We start from the raw sequence: 18,111 nt of genomic DNA, 5'->3' as shown, positions 1-18,111 counted from the left end.
GGCGCGGCCCGCCTGCCGGACCATTCGCCGGTGGCACAGGCCGGGCGCGGCAGAATGACTAGTCACTCCGGCCGCGTCCGCTACGCGCTAGCAAGGCACCGGCGCATTGCGGCGGGCGTAGTACCACCAGGTGATGACCATGCAAGTGGCGTAGAACCCGATGAAGCAATACAGGGCGGCCTGCACGCTGCCGGTCATCTCGAGCGAGGTGCCGAAGCTGCGCGGGATGAAGAAGCCGCCGTATGCGCCGATCGCGCCCGAGAAGCCCAGCACCGCGGCCGATTCCTTGGCGGCGTCCGCCTGGGCCTGCTTCTGAGCGGCGGCACCCTTGCCTTCGGCCGCCTGCGTGCGTTCGCGCAGGAAGATCACGGGAATCATGCGGAAGGTCGAGCCGTTGCCCACGCCGGTCAGCGCGAACAGCACGATGAACATGGCCAGGAAGCCATTGAAATTGCCGGCCTGCCCGGCGACCGGCAGGAACGTCACCACGCCCAGCACCGCCGCGATCATGGCCGCGAAGGTGAACAGCGTGACGCGCGCGCCGCCCAGCTTGTCCGACACCCAGCCGCCAAACGGCCGCGTCAGCGATCCCACCAGCGGGCCCAGGAAGGCATAGGCCATGGGGTCGACCTGCGGGAACAGCGTCTTGGTCAGCATGGCGAAGCCCGCCGAGAAGCCGATGAAGGAGCCGAAGGTGCCCACGTACAGCCAGCACATCAGCCAGTTGTGCTTGCGCTTGAAGATGACGGCCTGGTCCGCGAACGAGGCGCGGGCGTCGGCGATGTCGTTCATGCCGAACCACGCCGCGATCGAGGCCAGCGCAATCGGGATCACCCAGATGAAGCCGGCGTTCTGCAGCCACAGATTCTGCTGCGCGCCATTGGCGTTGATGACCTGGGGCTCGCCGCCCGCCACGCCGAACACGCCGATGGAAATCACCACCGGCACCACGAACTGCACCAGGGAAACGCCCAGGTTGCCGATGCCGGCATTCAGCCCGGTGGCCAGGCCCTTCTTCTCCTTGGGGAAGAAGAAGCTGATGTTGGCCATGCTGGAGCTGAAGTTGCCGCCCCCCAGGCCACACAGCAGCGCCAGGATCAGCAGGGTCGGGAACGAGGTGGTCGGGTCGCGCAGGGCGAAGCCCATGCCGAGCGCCGGGATCAGCAGCGAGGCCGTGGAGATGGCCGTCCACTTGCGCCCGCCGAACACCGGCACCAGAAAGGAATAGAAGATGCGCAGGGTCGCGCCCGACAGCGCGGGCAACGCCGTCAGCCAGAACATCTGGTTCTTGGACAGCATGAAGCCGGCGCGGTCCAGGTTGACCACCACCACGCTCCACAGCATCCAGATGCTGAACGCCAGCATCAGCGCCGGAATGGAGATCCAGAGATTGCGGTTGGCGACGCGGGCGCCGGTCTGCTTCCAGAAGCCGGGATTATCCGGCTCCCAGCGCGCAAGGACTTGAGTGGAAGACATAGGGATACTCTCAGGAGGTGGTGGAAGGAGAGACGGCGTGTTGCCGGGCGATGGCCGCGCTTTCCGGCCGGAAACTGAAATGCATGAAGATGAGGGAGACGCAGACGGTGCCGTACAGCAGCATGAAGGCGCTGGAGCGGACGCCCGTCAGGTCGAGCAGAACCCCGAACATGATCGGCAGCACGAAGCCGCCCAGGCCGCCGGCCAGGCCGACGATGCCGGACACGGCGCCGATGTTTTCGCCGAACTCGTCCGAGATGAACTTGAAGACCGAGGCCTTGCCGATGGCCATGGCGATGCCGACCACGAACAGCAGCACGGTGAAGGTGACCGGTCCCAGCGCAATGCCGAAGCTGCGCGGGCCGTTGGCCGTTGCGATGGTGAATTCCGTTTGCGGATAGCTCAGCAGGAAGAACGCGACCCAGCACACCCACATCACCCACCAGGTGGTCTTGTAGGCGCCGTAGCGGTCGGAGATCCAGCCGCCCACCGCGCGCAGCACGCCGCCGGGCAGGGAAAAGCAGGCCGCCAGCAACGCCGCCAGCTTCATGTCGAAGCCGTATTCGCCGATGTAGTACTTGGTCATCCACAGCGCCAGCGCCACGTAGCCGCCGAACACCACCGAGTAGTACTGGCAATAGCGCCAGACGCGCGGGTCCTTCAGCATGGCCATCTGCGCCGACAGGCTGGCGCCGCTCTTGACGCGGTGCGAGGGGTCGGAAGAAGAGAACAGCCAGAACAAGATGGCGGTGACCAGCAACGCCACGGCATAGACCTGGGGCACGATGACCCAGGCCCCGCCCGCCGCCGCGATCAGCGCGGGGGCCACGAACTTGGTGATGGCCGAGCCCGAGTTGCCGGCGCCGAACACGCCCATCGCCAGGCCCTGCTTGTTGCGCGGGAACCAGCGCGCCACGTAGGGCGTACCCACCGAGAACGAGCCGCCCGTCAGGCCGACGAACAGCGCCAGCACCAGGAACTGCCAGTATTCGGTGGCGTAGGACAGCAGCCAGATCGGCACCACCGCCAGCAGCATCAGCATGAAGAACACCGGCCGCCCGCCGTAGCGGTCGGTCCAGATGCCCAGCGGCACCCGCACCAGCGAACCGGTCAGCACCGGCATGGCGGCCAGCAGGCCGAACTCGGTTTCAGACAGGCCCAGTTGCTGCTTGATGGGAATGCCCAGCACCGCAAAGATCATCCACACCGCGAAACAGATGGTGAAGGCGAATGTGCTTGAAATCAGGACCCGCATCGGCGCGCCGGCGGAAGGTTGACTTGCTGCCATGGTTACTCTCGCTTTACTCACGAAGACATGTGGCTAGCCTAGGCATGGCGGGCCTTGCGGACCATTCGCCAGCCGACCAGAAGCCCCGTGCCGATGTGACTAGTCACCCCTTTCTTGCCGGCCCGGCTTGCGCTGGATCAAGCGGCCGCGCTGGCGGCAAAGCGCCGGACGCATTAATATGCATTTCAAATACACCTTTAAAAGCGAAGCCGAAACGGCGCCGCGACTACCCACATGAGCACGCTGCTTAGCATCGAAGAGCCGGCGGCGGCCCCCCGCCGCGCAAAGCCCCAATGGAGCGCCTTCACGGAAATGGGCTTCCGGCCGCTATACCTGGCCGGCTGCTTCTGGGCGCTGGCGTCCGTGCTGCTGTGGGTGCATGCCCCTGCCCGCTTGACGGGCGTGTTGAACGGCATGTTCTGGCATGCGCACGAAATGCTGTGGGGCTTCGTCGCCACCATCGCGGTCGGCTTCCTGCTGACGGCAGGCGCCAACTGGACCGGCAAGAACCCCTTGCGCGGCACGCCTCTGGCGGTCCTGTGCGCGGTGTGGATCGTGGCGCGCGCGGGCTATCTCGTGCCAGGACGCCCGGCCTTCGTGGTGGCCGCGTCGGCGGATCTGCTGTTCTTCCTGTGGGCCGCGGGCGCGCTGGGCCGAGCCGTCGCCGTCACGCGCAATCAGCGCAATTACGGCATTCCCTTCCTGCTGCTGGGCCTGGCCGCCACCAACGCGCTCTACCTCTGGGCCTCGGTCCAGGGCGACTACTTCGCACTGATGCGCTACTTCAACGCCGGCCTGCTGTGCATGGCGGTGCTGACGCTGCTGATCGCGCGCCGCGTCATCCCCTTCTTCGCCAAGCGCGCCGTGGCGGGACTGGACATCCCGCCGCACACCCGCAGCGGCCACTGGCAGCTGGGCACGGGCATCGTCGCCATCGCCTGCCTGCTTGCCGGCCAGCCTCAGGCCGCCGCGCTGGCATTGGCCGCGACCGGGCTGATCGCCCTGGCGCAATGGGTATCGTGGAAGCCCTGGGCGGTACGCAAGGTGCCGCTGCTATGGATTCTGTACGCGGGGTACGGCGGCCTGGGCATCGGCCTTCTGGTGGGCGCGGCGCAACTGGCCGGCTACGTGCTGCGGCCCGCCTGGCCCGCCCACGTGATCGGCGTGGCCGGATTCTCGGTGCTGATCCTGGGCATGGTCACGCGCACCGCGCTCGGCCACCTGGGCCGGCCGTTGCAGACTGACCGCAGCATGGTGCTGAGCTATGCGCTGATGATTCTGGCGGCCCTGCTGCGCCTGGCCGCCCTGCTCCCGACCGCCGCCGCCATCGGCTTCCTGCACGCCTCGGCCACCGCCTGGGCGCTGGCCTTCGCGCTGTACCTGTGGCGCTTCTTCCCGATGATGATCCGGCCGCGGGCCGATGCGGGCAAGACCGCAGCGCCAGTGATGAAGGTGGTGGCGGTCGGGCGGCGTCCGGCCGCCTGAGCCTCAGCCTCGCCCTTCGCGCCGGCGCGTGGCCGCGAGCTGCTGCTTCATGGCCTTGAGCCAGGCCTTGACCTGCTGCATGTCCACGAACTGCGACAACTCGAACTCGAGTTCGCCTATGTATTCCTCGGCATCGGCGATCTCCGCGTCCAGGTCTTCCATCAGGTCGGCAGGATCTATGGACTGCGCGGGATCGAAATGGTATTTGGCCTTGAAGCCGTCTTCCGCGGCCGCGATGTCGCCGGCCAACACGGCGAGCTGCGCGTCCAGCGCCTGGTTGTACTGCGCGTAGCGTTCCTCATCGACGCCAGCCAGCCCATCCGGACCGGCAGCGGCCAAGGCGTCGATTTCCGCCAGCGTCTCGAGCGTCGGCGCAGCCCGGCCGGCCGCCGCCTGGGCCGGCGGCGCTTCGACTTCGACCCCGTCCTCGTCCTGTGCGTCTTCCGCGCTGGCGTCGTAATCCGAGCCGGCATGCTTGAGATACAAGGCCTTCAGCCTGTCCGTGTCGCACTCGGCCGGCGTGCCGTCCAGCACGATGGCGTCCAGCGTCTCTTGCGCCAGCTGCGCGGCAATTTCGGATGCCAGGGCGCGTTCCGCCTTGGTCAGTTCCTTCTGCTTGCAGGCGTGGTCGAAGCAGGCCACCAGCTTGGCCTTCAGTTCGACCTCGACCGTCTCCAGCGGCGCCAGCACGTCCTCGTATTTCTTCTGGTATTCGGGTAGCACGGCCTGCCACCCCCGCAGGCGGGCGCGCTGCTCTTCTAGCGTGCGCGCGAGCGACTCGAATCGCTGGCGTTGCGGCGTTCCGGATGCCGGCAGCGCGGCGGACGTGTTTTCTTGCATGGAGAGAACCTGGGCAGGCGGCGCCTGGAGCGCCTTGAAATGATCGGAGCGCCATTTTAGGTTACCTGTCGGCCGAACCCTCGGCGGCGTTGTCCTTGGCCGTCGTGTCGGCGGGTTCGATGTCCTCGTCGGGCACCTCGTCGCCCTGAGCGCTGTCACTGGCGTCGTCCGGGTTCACCGGCGGCGGCCGGTGGACCGCAGTCCCGGGCGGCGGCACGGACGCCATCGTTATCGGATGCAAGGCCAACTCGAATTGGATCTGGGGCATCGCGGCACCTATCAGGAAATGCGGCGAAATCCGCCGCAGCCCTGTATCAGCAAGCGCCATGCCACCAAGCCAGCGCAAGAGGCATCAGAAGCGCGGATTCTTGCCGAACGGCACTTCCGTGTCCGTCGGTTTCTCGAAAGACGCCGTATCGCCGTTCAGGTCCGCGACGTGGATCTGGGCCAGCCGCGTCGCTTCGTCGATCGCAACCTGGGCCGACGCGAAGCGCTCTTCGACGGCAATACGCTCTTGCGGCGCGCCCGCCGCCGGCGGAACCAGTACGTAAGCAATGCTCCAGCTGCCCTGTTGCTCAACCGGACGCTCGAGCTCGAAATCCCATCTGGCGTGTTCCATAGGGCCTCCTGTCGAATCCTGCTTTCATGCTACTGCGGTTTACTTGGGGCGAGGGTCGCGGATGCCCTGGCCTAGTCCCTCGAATTCGCCGCGCCGCAGGCGCGGCAGGAAATTGGCCATGGCGCGCGCCACATTGCGCACTTCCTGCTGCACCGCCTGGTCCCGGTCGAGATCGTCGTGGCTGGTGGCATACGGGCGGTAATAGCTGATGTAGCGGTCCAGCCGCGAGGCCGCGCCGGCATCCATCAGCCCCATCCAGTCCAGCCAATCGGCGAGGCCGCGCCGCTGCGCCTCGATGCCGGCCACGTCTCCATGCACCACCAGGCCGTAGGCGCGGCCGGCCAGATGCTTGGGGTATGGCCAACCGGCAAGCTCTACCTGCTTGGCCTTGAGCGGATCCTTGCCGCGTGTCAGCGTGGGATCGGGATTGCCGCCGTCGGCGCACACCAGCCTGTCTATCATCAGCTTCAAAGGGCTGGGCGATTGGTACCAATACGTGGGCGCCAGCAGGATCACGCCATGAGCCGCGACCCATTGCTCGTAGATGCCGGCCATGGCGTCATTGGACTGTCCCAGCGAGTGGTTCGGGTAGCAGCTGCATGGCCAATGGCACAAGGGCATCGCGGTCGACACGCAGCCCTTGCAGGGATGGATGCGGTACTCGTACTCGGAAACCAGGCGGCTGAGATCCAGCAGATCCGTCTGCAGGCCCGCCGTTTGCAGTTCATCCAGGACGATGCGCGCCAGCCGCCAGCTCTTGGAAGCCTCCCCCGGACAGGTGCCGTCATTGCGCGCGGCCCCGACGATCACCAGGACACGAGACGGCGTGGCCGGATCGCGCTGCACTGCTGCGGCGCGCGCCAGCCGGTCACGGGTTTCCTGCCACTCCACGGACAAGTCGTAATCAGGGTCCGCGTAATCCGGGCCGGCCTTGGCCGTGAGGGGCGCCTTGCGGCCGTTTTCGTAGGCATCCCATGCGATCGCCTCCAGGCGCTCGAGGGCGGCGCGCTCGGTCTGGAAGGCTGGATCGTAGAAGCGCCGCATGAAGCGCAGGCGGAATTCTTCCCGCGCAAGGGGGCCGCCATACTGTCCCTTGCGCACCGACGGTCCGATTTCGGTCATGGTTCTCTCCTGGCGCGTTTGCGGCGCCGCTCTTGCCGGGCGCGCGCGGTACAGGCCGCGGCCAACGCCAGCAACTTGTCTTCGTCCAGGCGCTCGGCGTCGACCAGCCCTTCGTCCGCGCCCTTGAGCGCGATCAGCAATTCGTCCAGTTTCAGGTGCAGCGCCTCGCTGTCCTTGTTCTGGCTCTGCTGGATCAGGAACACCATCAGGAACGTCACGATGGTCGTCCCGGTATTGATCACCAACTGCCAGATTTCGGAATACCTGAAGGCCGGGCCGGTCGCGGCCCAGATGATCACGGCGATCAGCGCCAGCCCGAAGGCGATTGGCGAACCCACCCATCTGGTCACGTGCGCGGCGAAATGGTCGAAGAACCGGGAGATGGGGTTGGCGCGGCCGGCTGAGGCGCCACCGCCTGAGGCTCGGCCGGTGCGTGCCGCGCGGTGCGGCCGGCTAAGGAGTGGCCGGCTCAGGCGCGCGCCCTCCCGGGCTTGCTGACGTCGGGGAATGCTGGTGCTCGGCATGGTGTTGCGTCCAGTCCTAGCGGACAGTCCGCTCAGCAAGCCGCGTGCCCGGGGCTGGTTCAGTCCCGATACCGGCTGCCGAAGCCCGCATCGCGCCCCAAGGCGTCCGGTGCGCCGCCCGTCATCGGCAAGCCCTGTGCCCACCCTGCCGCCAAGGCCTGCGCGTCGCGTACGGGGTCGGAGGCCTTGGCGCGTTCATCGCGCATGCGGCAGGTTTCGGGATCGGCGGCGAACAGGCCGCGCGCGTGTACCCTGGCCTGCTCGATCAGCTGCGCGGTCTTGGGAGCGCGTAGCTGCGCAAAGCGCAGCAAGGCCGCCTCCAGCGCATCGTGTCCGCCGTCCAGGCATCGGGCCAGGTGCCAGGCGTCCTCCAGGGCCTGGCACGCGCCCTGCCCCGAGGTAGGCAAGGGCGCGTGCGCGGCATCGCCCACCAGCAGCACGTTGTCCCGGCTCCAGATTTTCAAGGGTTCATGATCATGCACGAAGATCAGATGGACCGCATGCGCCGGCGTTGCGCGGATGATGCGGGCGACAGGCTCAGGCCACCCGCCGAACAAGGTCTCTACCTCCTGGCGCGGGTCCGTGGCAGGCGCCGTCGCGCGCAAGGGCCGCGCCTGCGCCCCCGCCCAATAGACCAGCCCTGGCCGCACCGCCACGGCGCCAAAGCGCTCGCCCGCGCCCCAATAGTCCCGGATGGCGATTTCATCGACCAGCGCGTCATCCGCCTGCGCCACGCCTATCCAGTTCACGAAGCCCTGGTAGACCGGCGCGTTATCGCCCGCGACATAGCGGCGCGCCACCGAATCCATGCGACCGTCGGCGCCGATGAGCAGGTCCGGGCGGATACTCAGCCCGTTTTCGAACCGCGCCACCGCCCGGCCGCCTCCGTCCGGCTCGATCGTCACCGCCCGATGCCCGTACGCCACCGGGATGCCGGCCGCCGCGGCAGCGTCCAGCAGCACCGTCTGCAGATCCCTGCGCAATACCGTATGGGTCGGGTGTCCCATCAAACGGTCCAGCAGCGCGATATCCAGGCCTCCCAGCGGATTGCCTGCCGCGTCCAGCCGGCGCATCGCGGCCGGCCGGCCGCTTACCGCCGCGATGTCCTGCAACAGCCCCAACTCCTTGAGCACAAAGCCCGCATTGGGCCACAACGTCACGCCAGCCCCCATGGCCGCGGGCTGCGACCTGCGTTCGTACACGCGCGGCCTGTGCCCCTGCTGGCGCAACGCCAACGCCACGCTCAAGCCCGCAATGCCGCCGCCCAGTATTCCGATTTCCACGCTTTTGCTCTCCTTCAATGCCCGCCTCGACGCGCCGCTAGCGGCGCTACATCGGGCGATGGGGGCATCTTAGAGTCCGCCACTTTTGATAACTAGCATGCCAAAATTGGCCTATTAATTACCTCAATCGGGATAATCATGCGAGACGCCCTCGACCTGAACACCGTCCGCGTCTATGCGGCGGTCGTCGACGAACAGAGCTTCGCCGGCGCGGCCCGCCTGCTGGCGCTGCCGTCATCCAATGTCAGCCGTCACGTCGCGTCGCTGGAACGCCGGCTGGGCGTGCGCCTGCTGGAGCGCAGCACCCGCCATCTGCGCATGACGGAAGCCGGCAGGCTGTTGTACGAACGCGCCAAGCCCCTGCTCGATGCCTTGCTCGCCACCGAAGAAGAACTGGGCGCGGTGCAACGCGAGCTGCGCGGGTCCCTGAAAATGTGCATGCCGGGCGAAGCGCCCAGATTGTTGGCCCCCATCCTTGCCGAGTTCTGCAGCCTGCACCCCGGCGTGGAACTCGAATGCGATACGCGCATGAGCGGGCTGGAGTCACTGCGGGACGAAGACGTGGACCTGGCCATCGTCTTCCATCGCGGCCGGCAGGACGACAGCGCCTTCATCACGCGTGAACTGGCCACCCTGCCCAGCATCGTGGTCGCGGCGCCCAGCCTGCTTGCGCAGACCGGAACGCCTCGCCACGTGCGGGAACTCAAGTCCCTGCCCTGCATCACCACCCTGAGCGCGCTGAAAGGCCAGCCCTGGCAATTCGTCGACGCCGCCGGCGAGATCGTCAAGGTGCCGGTCCGCAGCCGCTACCGCGTCAACAGTGGCGAACTGGCGGGCGCGGGCGCGCGCCAAGGCATAGGCTTCGCGATACTGACGGCCTTTGGCTGCCAGGAAGACCTTGCCGCGGGCCGCCTGGTGGAGGTGCCGCTGGATCTGCGGCCGGCGCCGCTGCAACTGCTGGGGGCATACAGCCATCGCCATTCGGTGACTGCGCGGGTGCGGGCGCTGCTGGAGTTGATGCAGCTGCGGTTGGGCAACGCGGGACGACCGGCAACCGCGGAATCCTGACGATGCCGCGCCACGCGCGCTAGCCGTCGCTAGGCGCCAGGTCGGGCGCCGAGCGGGCCGGATCGACCTTTTCTCCCATCCGGAATGCGCGCCAGTCGGCGTCGGCGCCTGACAGCCAATGCCGTACGTAGCACAGGCTCAAGGCGGTGGACAGCACGTCGCCCTGAAATCGCAGATCAGGCTGCAACCGCAGCCAATTGAAGTCCTCGATGGTCCGGATCCTGCTTGCCAGCACTTTGACGCCCTTTCTGGACGCGTGCCCGAGCAAGCTGAAGAACTGCTCCTGCAACGCATCGACCTGGCTGATGCCCGCGGGAATATCCACGCGCAGGCCCACCGCGCGCAGGACGCCGAATGGCGTGGGCGCGCCGGCCCGGCTACAGGGAAGAAGGCGGACGCGCAGCGTGGCCTTGAAATCACCGTAGCGCCGGAAGAACTCGGCGCCTTCGGCGACGCGACTGCTCAACGGGATATTGAACACAACGCGCACGCTCGGGTAAATCGGCTGCGGCCTTTCCCGGAGCAGGGGCCCATCCGGCAGCAAGTTGCTACCCACCTCCGCTATGCGCAGATCGAGGCAAAGCTGTTCGGCCAGGCCTCTCCCCGCGTGCACGTTGAGCGGATGGTCCATGGTCAACGGCGCCAGGCTGCCGCTCTCCTGGAGAATGCGGCACGCGGCCCGCAACGCGGATGCCGCGGCTGCGTGCGATGCGCCCGTGGGCTGGCGGCTCATCCAATCCCCCGCCAGCGCCATTTCGCAGACGGCGCCGCTTGCGTCCAGAATGGGCTGAATCTTCAGCGAACTGCCCGGGCATGGCGTGGCTTCGGTCCTATCGTTGACGTTCATGCGTGTTTTCTGTGATTCCGCCGGCGCGGGAACGGCGCTCAGCCTGCTGGCGCCAGAGTACGGACCGCCGCAAGGCGCTCCCATCATAAGATTCTGATTCTCCAAGTCCTGGAAGCGCGCTCCCCCTTCGGATGCGCCCGAGCGCGTCTGAAGGACGGCGACCAGCATTTTCAAAATCTTTTGATGTTCCGTGCCGCCCCCCGTTTCTACGATGGGCTCATGCCCGTCCAGGAATCCCAACCCCTCTCGCATGACAATGTCGAGGTCCCCCTCAGAGGGCCGACACTATTGCTGCATCTGTTCGCCCTCGCGCTCTTGGCGTGCATTGGGGCCGCGGCGGCCCTCTCCCTCTATTGGGCCTTCAGCGACACCGTTTCGGCCTATCGCCGCCAGATGAATGCCGCGGCCTACACCGCGCAGCTCTTTTTCGACCAACGGGAGATCCTGCTGCGCTCCCTGTCCTCTTCTGCGGTGCGCAACACGGACCGCGCGCCGGTCTCCCAGACACCGCGCTTCTTCGGCAATACGCGGCAGATCGAGGTGTTTCCGCTGCAGGAAGAGCAGGACGCCTACGACTGGGCCCTGATCCTCACCCCCCGCGACCTGAACGACGTAGGTCTTGCCCATACCCAGTTGCTGTACAGCTCGGTGCGCACGGGCCAGACCTCCCTGCTGGTGCCGCTGCCTGGACATGAACAGAACGAGATGGACCCGGCCAAGCAGCGCTGGATTGCGCGCGCGCTGGCGGCAGCCGATCCCAGCCTGGACCCCGCCGGCCGCCATCCGATCGTCTGGCTCAGGCCGCCGATGGATCAGACAAACCGGTTGTACCTGTACACGCCCATGGATTCCACCGCACCGGACTCGGGGTGGATCGGCCTGGAAGTGGTGGATATCGATGCCGCCATCGATCTGTCGCCCCTGATCGGCGGCAGCTACGCCTTGTACGACCAGGACGGCGCACCCGTGCTGCACAGTCCGGCCGCCTCGTTCCTGGCCATGTCCAGCCCGCGCGACGCGCAAGCGGACTCCTTCGGCTGGTGGGGACCCGGGCTGCTGCCCGAATATGTGGTGCTGAACAAATCCGTCGGCGCGGCAGGCTGGCGGCTGGTCTACCACACGCCAATCAGCCGCATTCTCGGCAACACGGCTGTTGCGGTCCAGGCGACACTGGCCGCCGCGGTCCTGCTGCTCGCGGCAGTGGTCCTTGGCGCGAGGCATATCAAGAAAACACTGATCGCGCCGGCCATCCAGCAATACGAAGCCTTGGCCGACAGCGTGTCGCTGACCCGCAAGCTCGTCGAGGTGGCGCCGGTGGGCCTGTGCCTGCTGCGGCGCGCCGACCACAAGCTCATCCTGTCCAATGAACTGGCCCGCCAATGGCTGCTCAGCGATGCCGGCCTGCTGTGCAGCGCGGCCACCTCCGCCGGCCTCAATTCGACGCGCGAGTACGCCTTGCAGGACGGCCGCAACGTCCACATCACGTTTGCCGGCATCACCTATCGCGGCCAGGAGGTGGTGTTGTGCGGCATCAACGACATCACACCCTTCAAGCAGGTAGAGCGCTCGATCATGCGGGCCAAGCTCGATGCCGACGCCGCGAACCACGCCAAGACCGTGTTCCTGACGACCATGAGCCACGAAATCCGGACGCCTTTGTTCGGCATCCTGGGCACGCTGGAAATGCTCGGCCTGACGGCGGTCGACAACCAACAGCGCCAATACCTGGAAACCATGCAGCAGTCCTCATCGACGCTGCTGCGCACCATCAATGACACGCTGGACCTGTCCCGCATCGAAGCCGGCTACCTGGAGCTGGAGTCAGAGGCTTATTCTCCGGCGGAGCTGCTGGACGCCGTGGTCAGCGGCTATGCCGCGCGCGCCGAAAGCAAGGGGTTGCACCTCTATGCGGTGGCCGACGTGCAAGCGCCTGCGTCGGTGCTGGGCGATCTTACCCGCACGCGGCAGATACTCAACAACCTGGTCAGTAACGCCATCAAATTCACGGATTCGGGCCAAATCGTGTTGCGCCTGCGGGTCTTGCGCAGCGACACGGAGACCGCGACGCTGAGGTTCCAGGTAGCGGACACGGGTGTCGGGATTCCGCCGGAACACCACACCCAGTTGTTCGAACCCTACTATCGCGCCGAATCGGGCCAGTCCGGCGCTGTTCCCGGCACCGGACTGGGACTGGCGATCTGCGCGCGCCTGTCGGAGATGATGGGGGGATCGCTCCAAGCTGTCAGCGAGCCCGGCCTCGGCACCAGCATATCGCTGGACCTGACGCTGCCATTGGCCGGCGGCGTCCGCGATGACACGAGGGTCCGCCTGGACGCCACGCCGGTCTTCGTGCGCGGCGCCGTGAACGAAGTCGTCAACAACCTGTGCCACTGGCTGCGCCATTGGGGCGCCCTGGCCCTGCCTTACCAAGCCGAAGACCACAACCAGGCGGAAGCCGGCGTGTTGGTGGATGCCTGGCCGCGGGTCCCGAACCCGTCGCATTGGTCAGGCGCCCGGGTAATTGCATGCCCTCCCGGCACGCTACCCCGCCAGGACCAGGCACGCAGCAGCTGGATGGCCAACGCCTACAGCCTGGCCGATATCGCCGCCGCGGTGCGCCAGGCGCAGGATGGCGCGGCGGCCAAGGAATCCCTCGAAACCAAGGCCGTGCGCGAGGTTCTGGACATGCGCCTGCTGGTAGTCGAGGACAACCTGGTCAGCCAGCATATCTTGCGGGAGCAGCTGGAACATCTGGGCTGCACCGTGGTTCTGGCCGCCAACGGCCGCGAAGCCTTGGCCCATTCGGACGTGACCGCTTTTGACGCCATCCTGACCGATCTCCAGATGCCCCAGATGGACGGTCATGAACTGACTCTGGCCCTTCGAAGCCAGGGCTATACCCGTCCCGTCGTCGGTATCACGGCCAACGCATTCACCGAAGACCTGCGGCGCAGCGCCGCCGTCGGCATGACCAAGGTCCTGCTCAAGCCCTTACCCATAGACGCATTGCGCCAAACCCTCGTTGCCCTTAAGGAAGCCTCATGATGAAGCAGCTCGCCGACTACAGGATTCTGGTCGTGGAAGACCACCCCCTCCAATGCGTCCACATGACGACGCTGCTGGAAGCCGCCGGATTCGCCCCCGCGGACGTCGCTGCATCCGCCGAAGCCGCGCTGGAGATGATCGGCGTAGCGCCCTATCACCTCGTGCTGATCGACCTGAACATGCCGGGCATGGATGGCGTTCAGTTCATCGACCGGCTCGCCACGCTGCACCACAATCCCATGCTGGCCATCGTGTCTGCGTGTCCGCGCCGCATCATGAACAGCGTGGCGTTGATGGCAAAGGAAAAAGGCCTGGCGGTGCTGGGCACGTTTGCGAAACCGCTGACGGCGGATCACGCCCGGCAGTTGACCAGCCAACTGCGGCAAAGTCGAACCGAAGCGCGCGCCCCGGTCTCGCTGTCCAATACCGATGTCTTGTTCGACCGCGGAACCCTCGAACACGCATTGCGGCAGGGGCAGCTGCGGGCCTGGTTCCAGCCCAAGAAAGCGCTGGCCAGCGGCCGCATCGTCAGTGCCGAAGCGCTGGTCCGGTGGCAGCACCCCGAATTCGGATTCATGCTGCCAGGATCGTTCCTGTCCGCGGTGAAGCGCCACTCGCTGGACCGCGCGCTGCTCCTGCGGATGCTGGGAGACGCCTTGGAAGCCTACACGCGTTGGCGGCGGGAGGGATACAGGATGCCCGTATCCGTGAACCTGCCGACCCAGCTGCTGGACGACCCGGACCTGCCCGACGAACTCGAGCGCATCGTGCTGGCCGCGGACGTGGCGCCGCAGGAAATCTCATTTGAATTGCTGGAAGACGAGACAACCTCGGTCCAAGGCCAATACTATATGGGCGCAAGCAGATTGCGGCTGAAAGGATTCGGCTTGGCACAAGACGATTTCGGCATAGGATATAGCTCCATGTACAGCTTGATTTGCACTCCGTTCACCGAGCTGAAGATCGACCGGGCGTTTGTCAGCGGCGCCGCCGGCGACGAAGGCCGCGCCGCCGCGCTCGTGTCTTCGGTTCAGTTGGGACGGCAGCTGGGGCTCCAGATCACGGCCGAGGGCGTTGAAACCGGCAAGGACCTTGAGTTTCTCCGGCGCATAGGCTGCGACTGCGCACAGGGCTTTCTGATTTCCGCCGCGGTCGACGCCGATGCCTTCAGTAATCTGCTGGCCCTGGAGCGCCAGGCGATGAACCCATCCTAACGTTGAGGAAGCCGTTCATGCCCTTGCAGGACACGCCATTCGGCAGGATTACGCGCACCTCGCGCTGGTTGAACCTGGCCTTGTTCGGCATATTGCCCCTGGTGCTGGTGCTGGGCAGCGCGCTTTTCTGGGGCCTGCAGCGCATCATCGAACAAGAGCGCGAACGCCTGAACCTGGATTTCACCATACTCATCGGCTATGTCCATGCCCAGGAACAGTTCCTGAACAAGCTGCGCTCGCATAGCCCATCGCTGCCTGCCGAAAACACTTCGACCACGATTTCCCTGCATGCAACGAGCGTCCGCGAACGCTTCGGCATGCAGCTCCTCGATGGGCAGCACAGCAGCGCCGAAATGGCGTTCTCCCTGGCATGCGGGGACCCGTCCGACTGTCCCACGGCCGGCCGGCGGCTGGCGGGCCTGGGCGGCTATCTGGCGAATTTCTACTCCACCTACTGGGCGTCGTCCTATTTCCCCGCGTCCACCAGTTTCCTGGTCAACCAGAACGACAGCATCAGTCTCAGCGTCCCGGCGGTCGACGCGCCGTCCGGCTACGAGATGCTGACCCCGCGGCACTTCCTGGCGGCCACGGACGCCATACGCGCGGAACTACGCCAACTGGATGCGGTCCAGCAACGCCTGATCGATCAGGATCTGCCCGGCTTGCCGGGGCCGGCCAGCGCGGGCCGCATTCATTGGTTCCGTACGGCAGAGCTGCCGGGCAGCATGTTGGGAATGATCTACGCCAACGTCCCGCCATCGGCATGGAGCGGCAGACCGGGGACAACGCCCGCGATCTATGCCGCCACGCTGCTCAGCCACCACCGCATCAGCATCTTCGAAAAGGCGATGAGCCGGCCCCTGTACGGCGGATTCTGGCTGTCGCACCGCGAAGCCGGCATACTGCTGGGCGACGGCGACCGTCCAAGGGTGAGCGAGAACGGGCTGCACTATACGGCCGACGGGCTGGTGCTGCGCACCACCGACTCGACCGGCGTCTGGACCGGCGTGTATCGGGTCGACTATCCCGTTTTCTTCCAGGACAATCTCTGGCTGCCGATCACCGCCGCCTTGCTCCTGCTCTTGAGCCTGGGCGGCGGCTTCGCCTTCGTGCGCTGGTTCAACCGCAGCGTGATCGCGCCCGCGCAGAATGCCCAGCACAAAATCGTCGAACGAGAAGAATTCAGCCGCACGCTGATCGAGACCGCGCCCGTGGCGCTCTGCCTGCTGGCGCGTCCCACGGGCGACATCGTGTTCGGCAACGGCCTGGCGCTGCAATGGCTGGGCGTCGAAGCCGGCCAGCCGCTCGAAAACACGCCGGAGGCCAATCTGCTGCTGCGCCAGGTGCTGGCGGCGACCGCGCCGGGAACCATCGCCAATTTCCATGCCGCCGACGGCCGCCCGCTGTATGTCGCCTATGCACCGACGCGCTATAACAACCGGGATGTCGTGCTGTGCGCCTTTTCCGACATCAGCGCCCGGGCGTCGATAGAACGCGCGCTGGCACAGGCCAAGCGGGAAGCGGATAAGGCCAGCGAAGCCAAGTCCACGTTCCTGGCGACCATGAGCCACGAAATCCGCACGCCACTCTATGGCGTGCTGGGGACATTGGAACTGATGGGGTTGACGCAGCTGGACCGCGAACAACGCCAGCATCTGGAGCGCATGCAAAGCTCGTCGGCAATCCTGCTCCAGCTCATCAGCGACATCCTGGACATCACCAAGATCGAAGCCGGCCAGCTTGTGCTGGAGTCCACGGAGTTCAACCCTCGTGAACTGGTGCAGAGCTGCACCAGCTCCTATGCGGCGATGGCCGAGCAAAAGGGCCTGCTGCTGTTCTGTTGCGTGGACATCGACGTGCCGCCCTGGGTGACGGGCGACGCCGCCCGAATCCGGCAGATACTGGGCAACCTGCTGAGCAACGCCATCAAATTCAGCGAATCGGGGCATGTGATCGCACGCCTGAAGGTTGCAAGCGCCGCGGCCGACCAAACGACCCTCACGCTCCAGGTCGTCGATACGGGCATCGGCATCGGCAAGGACGAACAGACCCAACTCTTCGTGCCCTTCTACCAGATCGATGGCGCATCGCATACGGTGCGAGGCACGGGGATCGGCCTGCCCATCTGCGCGCGCCTGGCCAAGCTGATGGGCAGCGAGATACGGGTGACCAGCGAACTGGGGCTGGGCAGCAGCTTTTCGCTGGAGTTGCCGCTGCGGACCGTGCCCGGCCGGCCGCTCGATACGCCCGATCTGCGCGGCGCTCGCGTCCTGGTGCGCAGCCCCAATCGCGAGCTGACCGACAACGTTTGCCTGTGGCTGAATCTCTGGGGCGCGCAGGCCGCCCCCGCTCCGGCCCCCCTGCCCTTGGGCGCGCCCGACGAGGTGCTGCTGGACGTGCTGTTCAGCGGACCCGACCTGGATGCCCTGGACTGGGCCGGCCACCACGTGCTGGCGGCCGCTGGCGTCAAGGCGCCCTCCGCCCGCACCATCCGGGTCATACCCGGCGTGGATCAGATCGCCGCCGGCATCCTGGGCGCCTTGCGGGGCCAGCTGACACCGCCGCCTGGCGCTGCGGAAGCGATCATATTCGCGCCTTTGGGGCTGCGGGTCCTGGTCGCCGAAGACAACCCGATCAATCAGGCGACGTTGCAGAATCAGCTGCAACAGCTGGGCTGTACCGCGACAGTGGCCCCGAATGGCGCCGAGGCATTGACGCTTTGGGGACTGGGAACCTACGACGTGCTGCTGACCGACGTCAACATGCCCCGCATGAACGGCTACGACCTGGCTCGCGAACTGCGCGCCCAAGGCGTCAAGGTCCCTATCATCGGCGTCACGGCAAACGCGATGCGCGAAGAGGAAGAGCGCTGCCTGGATGCAGGCATGACGTCATGGCTCGTCAAGCCTATCGAGTTGCGCACGCTGCGCCGCCATCTGCAGCACCGCAACGCCGGCGCTTCGGGCATCGCGACGGCCATGACCCGCTTGCTTCCCGCGGCAGCCAGCACGCCGCCCCCGGCGTCCATCAAGTTCCGCGCGCTTTTCATCACTACGATGCAGGACGATCTGGAGCAGCTGGAACAGACACTGGCGGCCGACGACCTGCACCTGCTGCAAAAGACGCTGCACCGCATCCGGGGCGCGGTCGGCGTCGTGCACATGACAGCGCTGACCCGCAGGCTGGAGGCGCTGGAAGCGGCGCTGCACAACGAAGGACTGAACGCGGTGACGTTCAGCGAAGCCCAAGCCCTGGCCGGCGCGCTACGACGCATGCTGGCGGAAATCTAAACCCGTTTTC

14 protein-coding genes are annotated in these 18,111 nt (G+C 66.3%); 5 read left to right on the top strand and 9 right to left on the bottom strand.

Features of this window, described 5'->3' with window-relative positions; all coding sequences use genetic code 11:
* Window positions 1-87: 87 nt before the first annotated feature.
* Window positions 88-1,476, bottom strand: a complete 1,389-nt coding sequence (locus tag ACM1PE_RS11015) for a NarK family nitrate/nitrite MFS transporter (protein ID WP_059379681.1) — start codon at window positions 1,474-1,476, stop codon at window positions 88-90.
* Between the two features lie 10 nt (window positions 1,477-1,486).
* Window positions 1,487-2,764, bottom strand: coding sequence for an MFS transporter (locus ACM1PE_RS11010; RefSeq protein WP_419343273.1), 1,278 nt, complete (start codon window positions 2,762-2,764; stop codon window positions 1,487-1,489).
* A 234-nt stretch (window positions 2,765-2,998) separates the two neighbouring features.
* On the opposite strand from ACM1PE_RS11010, the gene ACM1PE_RS11005 reads away from it, so the two are divergent.
* Window positions 2,999-4,249, top strand: a complete 1,251-nt coding sequence (locus ACM1PE_RS11005) for an NnrS family protein (protein ID WP_280016029.1) — start codon at window positions 2,999-3,001, stop codon at window positions 4,247-4,249.
* Between the two features lie 3 nt (window positions 4,250-4,252).
* Here the strand turns inward: ACM1PE_RS11005 and ACM1PE_RS11000 are convergent, their stop codons facing one another.
* The 6 genes from ACM1PE_RS11000 to ACM1PE_RS10975 form a co-directional block, all read right to left on the bottom strand.
* The gene (locus ACM1PE_RS11000) at window positions 4,253-5,089 is read right to left on the bottom strand and encodes a hypothetical protein (RefSeq protein WP_419343272.1); all 837 of its coding nucleotides are present in this window, start codon (window positions 5,087-5,089) and stop codon (window positions 4,253-4,255) included.
* A 61-nt stretch (window positions 5,090-5,150) separates the two neighbouring features.
* Entirely contained in the window at window positions 5,151-5,357 is a 207-nt protein-coding gene (locus ACM1PE_RS10995; RefSeq protein ID WP_251880335.1) for a hypothetical protein, read from the bottom strand.
* A gap of 84 nt (window positions 5,358-5,441) precedes the next feature.
* Window positions 5,442-5,708 carry a hypothetical protein gene (locus tag ACM1PE_RS10990; RefSeq protein ID WP_118931940.1) on the bottom strand — a complete coding sequence of 89 codons (267 nt, stop codon included), beginning with the start codon at window positions 5,706-5,708 and terminating at the stop codon, window positions 5,442-5,444.
* A 39-nt stretch (window positions 5,709-5,747) separates the two neighbouring features.
* Entirely contained in the window at window positions 5,748-6,830 is a 1,083-nt protein-coding gene (locus tag ACM1PE_RS10985; RefSeq protein WP_419343271.1) for a flavodoxin family protein, read from the bottom strand.
* Window positions 6,827-7,168, bottom strand: a complete 342-nt coding sequence (locus ACM1PE_RS10980) for a low affinity iron permease family protein (protein WP_373428966.1) — start codon at window positions 7,166-7,168, stop codon at window positions 6,827-6,829. Before ACM1PE_RS10980 ends, ACM1PE_RS10985 begins: the two co-directional genes overlap by 4 nt.
* Before the next feature lie 245 nt (window positions 7,169-7,413).
* Window positions 7,414-8,637 (bottom strand): FAD-dependent monooxygenase, encoded by a 1,224-nt coding sequence (locus tag ACM1PE_RS10975; protein WP_419343270.1) that lies wholly within the window; start codon window positions 8,635-8,637, stop codon window positions 7,414-7,416.
* A 138-nt stretch (window positions 8,638-8,775) separates the two neighbouring features.
* Between ACM1PE_RS10975 and ACM1PE_RS10970 the strand changes: the two genes are divergently transcribed.
* Window positions 8,776-9,705: a LysR family transcriptional regulator gene (locus tag ACM1PE_RS10970; RefSeq protein ID WP_118931936.1), complete on the top strand. Its 930-nt coding sequence runs from the start codon at window positions 8,776-8,778 to the stop codon at window positions 9,703-9,705.
* A 19-nt stretch (window positions 9,706-9,724) separates the two neighbouring features.
* Here ACM1PE_RS10970 and ACM1PE_RS10965 read toward each other — a convergent pair whose 3' ends face one another.
* Entirely contained in the window at window positions 9,725-10,552 is an 828-nt protein-coding gene (locus tag ACM1PE_RS10965; RefSeq protein ID WP_419343269.1) for a hypothetical protein, read from the bottom strand.
* A gap of 219 nt (window positions 10,553-10,771) precedes the next feature.
* Between ACM1PE_RS10965 and ACM1PE_RS10960 the strand changes: the two genes are divergently transcribed.
* From ACM1PE_RS10960 to ACM1PE_RS10950, 3 genes are read left to right on the top strand one after another with little or no spacing between them, the layout of a single operon-like run.
* Window positions 10,772-13,597 (top strand): ATP-binding protein, encoded by a 2,826-nt coding sequence (locus ACM1PE_RS10960; RefSeq protein WP_419343268.1) that lies wholly within the window; start codon window positions 10,772-10,774, stop codon window positions 13,595-13,597.
* Window positions 13,597-14,811, top strand: coding sequence for an EAL domain-containing protein (locus ACM1PE_RS10955; protein ID WP_419343267.1), 1,215 nt, complete (start codon window positions 13,597-13,599; stop codon window positions 14,809-14,811). The genes ACM1PE_RS10960 and ACM1PE_RS10955 overlap by 1 nt, the downstream gene beginning before the upstream one ends.
* Before the next feature lie 17 nt (window positions 14,812-14,828).
* Entirely contained in the window at window positions 14,829-18,101 is a 3,273-nt protein-coding gene (locus ACM1PE_RS10950) for a sensor histidine kinase (protein ID WP_059379670.1), read from the top strand.
* The last annotated feature ends 10 nt before the right edge of the window (window positions 18,102-18,111 follow it).

Source organism: Achromobacter sp. PD1, assembly GCF_048541815.1.
GTDB lineage: Bacteria > Pseudomonadota > Gammaproteobacteria > Burkholderiales > Burkholderiaceae_B > Achromobacter > Achromobacter bronchisepticus_A.
The sequence above is the reverse complement of the archived record's forward strand: the minus strand, read 5'-3'. Positions and strand labels throughout refer to the sequence as shown.

Excerpts from the sequence above, each read along its gene's own strand:
- ACM1PE_RS11015 (WP_059379681.1), bottom strand. The coding sequence starts at position 1,476 with ATGTCTTCCACTCAAGTCCTTGCGCGCTGGGAGCCGGATAATCCCGGC.
- ACM1PE_RS11010 (WP_419343273.1), bottom strand. The coding sequence starts at position 2,764 with ATGGCAGCAAGTCAACCTTCCGCCGGCGCGCCGATGCGGGTCCTGATT.
- ACM1PE_RS11005 (WP_280016029.1), top strand. The coding sequence starts at position 2,999 with ATGAGCACGCTGCTTAGCATCGAAGAGCCGGCGGCGGCCCCCCGCCGC.
- ACM1PE_RS11000 (WP_419343272.1), bottom strand. The coding sequence starts at position 5,089 with ATGCAAGAAAACACGTCCGCCGCGCTGCCGGCATCCGGAACGCCGCAA.
- ACM1PE_RS10995 (WP_251880335.1), bottom strand. The coding sequence starts at position 5,357 with ATGCCCCAGATCCAATTCGAGTTGGCCTTGCATCCGATAACGATGGCG.
- ACM1PE_RS10990 (WP_118931940.1), bottom strand. The coding sequence starts at position 5,708 with ATGGAACACGCCAGATGGGATTTCGAGCTCGAGCGTCCGGTTGAGCAA.
- ACM1PE_RS10985 (WP_419343271.1), bottom strand. The coding sequence starts at position 6,830 with ATGACCGAAATCGGACCGTCGGTGCGCAAGGGACAGTATGGCGGCCCC.
- ACM1PE_RS10970 (WP_118931936.1), top strand. The coding sequence starts at position 8,776 with ATGCGAGACGCCCTCGACCTGAACACCGTCCGCGTCTATGCGGCGGTC.
- ACM1PE_RS10965 (WP_419343269.1), bottom strand. The coding sequence starts at position 10,552 with ATGAACGTCAACGATAGGACCGAAGCCACGCCATGCCCGGGCAGTTCG.
- ACM1PE_RS10960 (WP_419343268.1), top strand. The coding sequence starts at position 10,772 with ATGCCCGTCCAGGAATCCCAACCCCTCTCGCATGACAATGTCGAGGTC.
- ACM1PE_RS10955 (WP_419343267.1), top strand. The coding sequence starts at position 13,597 with ATGAAGCAGCTCGCCGACTACAGGATTCTGGTCGTGGAAGACCACCCC.
- ACM1PE_RS10950 (WP_059379670.1), top strand. The coding sequence starts at position 14,829 with ATGCCCTTGCAGGACACGCCATTCGGCAGGATTACGCGCACCTCGCGC.